The following is a 2,946-nucleotide window of genomic DNA, read 5'->3' as shown; positions in this document are numbered from 1 at the left end:
CCAAATAGTTTCCGGGTTGCCGGTTGCCTTTTACCGGCAACCGGGCTCCCGGCAACTGGCAACCGAATACAACCATGGAAAACATCCTTAAAGACTGTGTGGCGATCGTTAAGGATCTCGCCGGTCACGAATTCCTGTACTTCGATACGGCTGTGGAAGTGAAGACCTCCCCCCACACCTATCCGTTTCTGGCCTGGGGCGTATGTGCCAGTCCTGCCGATGAACTATATGTAATGGACGCAGGACAGGAATGGCATAAAATAGAGCCCTTCACCGGCGCCACGCCGCTCATCATCTCTTCGCTGTACCAAAGGCTGAAGATGATGCGCTGGCAGTATGCGAAGGCCAGCTAAGCTGGCTTTAGTCCGAAGTCGGCAAAGTCCGCAAAGCTGGAAGACGCCCCTGATTAAGCAAGCTTCTTTACTGACTTTCCCGACTTCCGTCTTCTAACTTTTCAAAAACACCACAATGACCCAACAAATGAGTTTTCGCAATATGGTGGCGGTGCAACCCGTGAAAAACACGGAAGCACCTAAGTCCAAACCCAAGCGGCAGCCGAAGCCATATGTCAACACGTTGGAATACGATCTCATTACCTCCCTGGTACAACAGCAATACACCCGGGAAGGCGAGATCCGCTTCGACCTGCTGGAAGGCATCGCCCTGGAGGACCGCATTCCTGCGCTGATGGCAGATTTCGGGGTCAAGCGCATGCACCACATGCTGCAGATGATGGTAAAAGCTTTTTGCTTTTCCCTACCTATTACCCGGGCAAAAAAGCTGACTGATACCAAGATGAGCGCGGTAACCTGCGACCTCATGGTAGCCGCGCAGGAAGACAGCCTGGCACTGGAAGACGTGATCCTGTTTTTTCATGCTGCCAGGCAAGGCAAGTACGGCCCTATCAAGAGCCTGGCTTACCACTACCAGTTCATGTCGCTTTTTGAACAATACCGCAAAGCACGCCGTCAGGCCTTGCAACAATTGCACGGGCAAAAAGAGGCGGAACTAAAAGTGGTCTTGGGAAATGAAGAGCGCATAGCGCCACAACCCACGCCCATCGGCAACCTCTTGCCCGGGGCAACCATTATAGATATCACCAAGCGCATGAGCGGCTAATTGTAAGGGATGCAGATAACATCCCTTTTTTTGTGTTCCTACTGCAGCACCCCAAACTGCAACCACCCATCCTGCTGCTTTTGCGTCCTCTTTACCCGCTCATTTAAGAAAAGGACAATCTTTCCAGGCATGCCGCCTTTCATTACACAACGGCTCCGTTAACATTTTATAAAGGGGGAATTTCCCCTGTGCAAAGGGGCAAACTCCCCTGTTTCCCGCCTTTACGCCAGGCTATGTTTGTGGTGTTATCAGTTACCAACCACACCGAAAAACGAACAGCCATGAAACAGCAAGTCTTCTTCAACTCGGTGCTCCTTCGACCATCGGTTCATCCCCAGAAAATAGCGTTTTCCGTATTAGTAGGTGAGCCCCTCATTCTCAACCGGGTGCTGGCCGCCGGCTTTGCCGTATGCATCTACCTGAACTGATACACTCCTATTGTTATCCCCTTTTTCAAAACCCATAAACAACCAGGATCATGAAATGCTTTAATTCCCTCCGCAACATCGCAGCCGTATTGCTGCTTGCAGTAAGTGCACAGGCACAAACCAGCTCTTTGCCACCACAAACGGCCTCCGTTTCAACGCCGGCAGCCAACACCTTTGTGGCCAATGATGCGGCAACCCTCGACGGCCTGAAACTGCGCAACGAAAAATTGTTCAAAAGCTTCACCAGCCAGTTCAGGAACGTTTCCGATATCAGCATCTACCCTGAAGAAAATAAAACCATCTTCTACTGCATGGTAGACGGCATCCGCAACAATATTCTGTACACCAACAAAGGCCGCCTGGTACACACCGTTCGGTATTACGAAGCTTCCCTGCTACCCAAAACTGTTACCGGTATCATTGAAGACGCATTCCCCGGTTATGAATTGAAAACCGTTAGCGAGGTAACTGTTGATGGCAGGACGGCCTACCTGGTAAGTATTGAAAACAAGCGTAAGTTCAAAACCGTACGGGTAGTAAATGATGATTGGGACATTTACAACGAGTTTGACAAACAACAATAAATGCAAGGTTTACAGGTAAATGGAAGCCATCCTGCTGGATGGCTTTTTTATGTATTTGCACAGCAAACAGTAAAAACCTGCCACTTAGGGGTAGCAGGGTTTCACTTGTTAAGGCAGTTGCTGTACCGGGTCATCATCCAGCTGCACCAATCCTTCTCGCAAGGCTTTCAGCACCATGCCCACGCGGCTTTGTACCTGTAGCTTTTCAAACAGGTGTTCGCGGTAGCCATCAATGGTGCGTTCGGCAAGGTGCATCTGGTCGGCAATCTGTTTATAGGTAAGATCGCTGCAGGCAAGCCGCAGGAAGATCTTTTCGCGGTCACTGAGCAGTAGCTGTTCTGCCTCCTTTGTACGACTGATTAGGCGGCGCACCCTCAGGTTTGACTCATCGGCGTTGTAATAACCCAACTGGTGAATTTGGTGGAGTGCTTTTTCCAGTTCATCGGGATGAATGTCTTTCAAAAGGTAAGCACAACACCCCGAACGGATCATGCGGATGATGGTATGGTCATCATCTTTCATGGAAAGCGCCACCACTTTTACCTGCGGGTAGGTAGTTGTTATCTGCATGGCCGTTGCCGGACCATCCATAACGGGCATATTTACATCCAGCAAAACTATATCGGGGAGTTGGGGTAATAGGGGAAGCTTTTGCAAAAGATCGCTGCCGTTCACCGCATCGGCAACCAGCGAGAAATTGTCAAAACTATCAACCAGTTTCCCCAAAGATTTCAGGAACAACTGGTGATCATCAGCTATGGCTATTTCTGTTTTCATGCACCCTTTTTTGATGTTTAAAAAGTGGCGGCAATCGT

At 49.8% G+C, this 2,946-nt stretch carries 5 protein-coding genes; 4 read left to right on the top strand and 1 reads right to left on the bottom strand.

Annotated elements, in window-relative coordinates:
• The first annotated feature begins 74 nt into the window (after nucleotides 1–74).
• The 4 genes from BUE76_RS10220 to BUE76_RS10205 all read left to right on the top strand — a co-directional run bounded on the left by BUE76_RS10220 (nucleotide 75) and on the right by BUE76_RS10205 (nucleotide 2,131).
• Nucleotides 75–353, top strand: a complete 279-nt coding sequence (locus BUE76_RS10220) for a hypothetical protein (RefSeq protein WP_076026730.1) — start codon at nucleotides 75–77, stop codon at nucleotides 351–353.
• Between the two features lie 115 nt (nucleotides 354–468).
• Nucleotides 469–1,119: a hypothetical protein gene (locus tag BUE76_RS10215; protein WP_073048224.1), complete on the top strand. Its 651-nt coding sequence runs from the start codon at nucleotides 469–471 to the stop codon at nucleotides 1,117–1,119.
• A 281-nt stretch (nucleotides 1,120–1,400) separates the two neighbouring features.
• A complete protein-coding gene (locus tag BUE76_RS24470; protein WP_158069950.1) occupies nucleotides 1,401–1,547 on the top strand; it encodes a hypothetical protein in 147 nt (48 codons plus the stop codon).
• Nucleotides 1,548–1,597: 50 nt separating this feature from the next.
• On the top strand, nucleotides 1,598–2,131 hold the full coding sequence (locus tag BUE76_RS10205) for a hypothetical protein (RefSeq protein WP_073048217.1): 534 nt from the start codon (nucleotides 1,598–1,600) through the stop codon (nucleotides 2,129–2,131).
• A 108-nt stretch (nucleotides 2,132–2,239) separates the two neighbouring features.
• Here the strand turns inward: BUE76_RS10205 and BUE76_RS10200 are convergent, their stop codons facing one another.
• Nucleotides 2,240–2,908 carry a response regulator gene (locus tag BUE76_RS10200; protein WP_073048215.1) on the bottom strand — a complete coding sequence of 223 codons (669 nt, stop codon included), beginning with the start codon at nucleotides 2,906–2,908 and terminating at the stop codon, nucleotides 2,240–2,242.
• Nucleotides 2,909–2,946 lie beyond the last annotated feature (38 nt).

Origin of the sequence: Cnuella takakiae, from assembly GCF_001953305.1 — a bacterium.
Classification (GTDB): Bacteria; Bacteroidota; Bacteroidia; order Chitinophagales; family Chitinophagaceae; genus Flavisolibacter; species Flavisolibacter takakiae.
This window is presented reverse-complemented; position numbering and strand designations above follow the sequence as displayed.

What these genes read in the sequence shown, in the direction of transcription:
- BUE76_RS10220 (WP_076026730.1), top strand. Translation starts at nt 75, where the DNA reads ATGGAAAACATCCTTAAAGACTGTGTGGCGATCGTTAAGGATCTCGCC.
- BUE76_RS10215 (WP_073048224.1), top strand. Translation starts at nt 469, where the DNA reads ATGACCCAACAAATGAGTTTTCGCAATATGGTGGCGGTGCAACCCGTG.
- BUE76_RS24470 (WP_158069950.1), top strand. Translation starts at nt 1,401, where the DNA reads ATGAAACAGCAAGTCTTCTTCAACTCGGTGCTCCTTCGACCATCGGTT.
- BUE76_RS10205 (WP_073048217.1), top strand. Translation starts at nt 1,598, where the DNA reads ATGAAATGCTTTAATTCCCTCCGCAACATCGCAGCCGTATTGCTGCTT.
- BUE76_RS10200 (WP_073048215.1), bottom strand. Translation starts at nt 2,908, where the DNA reads ATGAAAACAGAAATAGCCATAGCTGATGATCACCAGTTGTTCCTGAAA.